This is a genomic window from Luteibacter sp. KNZ12-1A, from assembly GCF_056755675.1.
Map to the genome: position 1 here is coordinate 1 of NZ_JBPGXU010000179.1, position 3,282 is coordinate 3,282.

Annotated in this window: 1 protein-coding gene; it reads right to left on the minus strand. The window is 69.7% G+C overall.

The annotated features are described in order from the left end of the window. Positions 1 to 2,985: ESPR-type extended signal peptide-containing protein (locus ACR9ZJ_RS19115; protein ID WP_481288660.1), on the minus strand; the 2,985-nt coding region annotated here is incomplete at its 3' end. Positions 2,986 to 3,282: the final 297 nt, after the last annotated feature.

The window sequence follows — 3,282 nt, forward strand, 5'->3', positions numbered from 1 at the left end:
CCCCGAGGCCGTCGCCGGACCGACCGCTTCACCGGTCGCGGTGTAGGTGATCAACGGATTGCCGTCTTCGTCCAGCGCCTGCCCGCCGATCGCCGTCGCGCCATTGGCCGAAGCCTGCGCACCCGAACCGTAGGCGGCACTGTTCTGTCCCGATGCCACCGAGCCATAGCCGGTGGCCGTGGCGAAGTCGGCGTTCGTACTCGCACCGCTGCCGATAGCGGAAGAACCGGTGCCTTGCGCGATCGCGCCCTGGCCCACCGCCGTCGTGTAATCGCCGCTGGCGAAGCTACCCGCACCGAAACCCGACGCCCCATGACCACTCGCGATGGCGCCATGGCCGTTCGCCGTCGCCTCGTCACCGATGGCCGTGCTGCTTTCGCCGGTCACCGTGGAACCGCTACCCGTGACCGACGTATTCGCCCCCACCGCCGTACTGTTTTCGCCATCGATGCTGGAGCTGGCGCCCAGGCCCGTCGCATTGTTGCCGCTGATGGACGTGTTGCTGCCGTAGGCCGAGGCGTTGTCGCCCCAGACGAAGGAGTTGGTACCGACCGTCGTCGTCTGCACGCCGATGGCGCGACTCAGGAAACCGACCGCGACCGCGCCGACATCGAGCGCACCGGCGTTCGCGCCGACCGCCGTGGCATTGAGATGGTCGGCCGTGCTCGACCAGCCGATCGCCGTGCTGTAATCGGCGGTGCCCCATGCACCCGCGCCGAAGGCCGACGAGCCGATACCGCTTGCGATCGTGGGAATGAAGCCGCCGTAGGCCGTCCCACCCACCGCCACGCTTTCCTCGCCCGTCGCCTGCGACGATTCACCGACGGCGACGCTGCTCGCGCCGGTCGCCGCGCTCTGCGTACCCACGGCCGTCGAATAATCGCCGATCGCATTGGCGACCGCGCCCACCGCCGTCCCTTGTGCACCGCTGGCGTACGCGCCCACGCCGATCGCGGAAGAGGCGAAACCGCCCGCCTGCGCGCTCGCGCCGATCGCCGTGCCACCGACCGCGGCCGTCGTCGCCGCCGTATCGACCGGGACGCCTTGATTGGTCACCAGCGGATCGCCGTCTTCATTCACTGCGACGCCACCGACGGCGACGCTACCCGGACCGTTGGCCTGCGCACCCGCACCGTACGACGCGCTGTTCTGTCCCGTGGCGACACTTCCACTGCCGGTCGCCGTCGCATTCGACCCCGTGGCGACCGCGGCGCTACCGAACGCGCTCGCACCGTCTGCGCCCGCGTAGGCACCCGAGCCAGACGCCGTCGCGTACTGACCCGTGGCCTGCGCATCGTCGGAACCATCGCCCAGGCCGTTGGCCTTGAAGTAATGACTCGCATCGCCGACGCTGGTGGCGAGCGAGTCGAGTTGTCCCTTGTTCACCGCGTCGGTGGCTTCGGTACCCGCCGCCACGTTGGTGACCTGCCGCTCGCTGCCCACATCGCCGACCGACACCGTGTTGTCGCGATCCGCGTACGAACCCTGGCCCAGCGCCACCGAGTTCTCGCCGATCGCCCACGCGTTCGCGCCCAGCGCCGTGCCCCCGTTGCCCAGCGCCCAGCTGCCCGCGCCGATCGCCACCGCGTTCGCGCTTTCGATGCCGAACAACCCGAAGCCAGTCTCCGCGTAATTGCCAATCGCCACGCTGCCTTCGCCCGCCGCGCTCGCGCCACCGCCGATCGCCGTCGAACCGCTGCTGTACGCCGCCGAGCCGTAACCCGTGGCCACCGACAGGTCGCCATCGGCGAAGGCTTGCGCTCCGTTCGCCACCGCGCCCGCACCGGACGCCTGCGCGAGGAAACCGCTCGCCGTCGATTGCTCGCCTTGCGCGAACGCCGCCGTGCCCAAGGCCGTCGCGAACTGGCCTTCGGCCTGTGCGCTCGCGCCCACCGCCGTCGCGGCCAGGCCCGAGGCCGTCGCCGGACCGACCGCTTCACCGGTCGCGGTGTACGTGATCAACGGATTGCCGTCCTCGTCCAGCGCCTGCCCGCCGATTGCCGTCGCGCCGTTGGCCGAAGCCTGCGCGCCGGAACCATAGGCGGCGCTGTTCTGTCCCGATGCGACGGCGCCATAGCCCGTCGCCGTGGCGAACTGCTGCGTCGCCACCGCGCCGGAGCCAAACGCGCTCGCGCCGGTCGCACCGGCATAGGCGCCCGATCCGGATGCCGTGGCGTAATCGCCCGTGGCCTGTGCATCGTCGCTTCCATCGCCGGCACCGTTCGCCTTGAAGTAATGCGTGGCGTCGCTGACATCGTCCGCAAGCTGGTTCACTTGGGTCGTCACGCCGTCGACGCGGGTGGACAGCGTGTCCACGCGCGCCGATACGCCGCCGACCGATGTCGAGACCTTGTCCAGTTGCCGCTTGTTGACCGCATCGGTCGCCTGCGTGCCGTCGGCGACGTTCACCAGCTGGCGCTCTTCGTTGATCTTGCCGATCGATACGGAATTCGCGCGATCCGAGATCGATCCGTCGCCGAGGGCGACGGAGTTCTTCGCCGTGGCGCGCGAATCCGTGCCGAATGCCGAGCTGGCCGATCCGCTCGCATAGGAGGACTCGCCGACCGCGACACTGTCCGTACCGACGGCGCGAGCGTTCTGTCCCAGTGCCGTCGCATAGATGCCGGCGGACTGCGCGTTCTGTCCCAGGGCGACGCTGTACGCGCCGCTGCTGTTCGCCGCGGTACCGACCGCCGTGCTGTAGTCGCCCGCGGCCTTGCTGGAGGTGCCGCAGGCGAAGGCGTCATCCCCCTTCGCTACCGGCGCCTTGCCCTGGATGCCGAACAAGTAGCCGCCGCATACATTGCCTGCGTGCGCCGGTGCGCTGCCCAGCGCCAGCATCGCGCCGGCAGCCAGTGGCAACGCAGCCAGTGCGGCGCGCACGCGTCGTGATGCACCACCCTTGCCGCTGGCCCGAGCCAGCTCCGAAGCCACGACCAGAATCCCGAGCGTCTTGTTCCAGACCTTGCTGTAGATGGTGTTCACGTCAGCCTTCCTCCCAGATGTCCGCATGTGAGCGATCGATGCGCGGGCGCGCGGCGCGCTGCCCTCCGCCAGTCCGTCGCGACCGCGGCGGACGATGTATCCCCATGACCGGCGCAGGCGCCGGCCGCTCGAACGTGTTCGGTGTGTGTCCTCGCCCGCATGGCGGGCGCATCACGGTAGAGGGGCCCCCCCCCCCCGGGCGCGGGACAGTAGGGGGGGGGGGGCGGAGGGGTTAAAAAAAAAAAACCGCCCCCCCCCCCAGCAAAGGTTATATAGGGTGGGGGCGGGGAAAAAAAA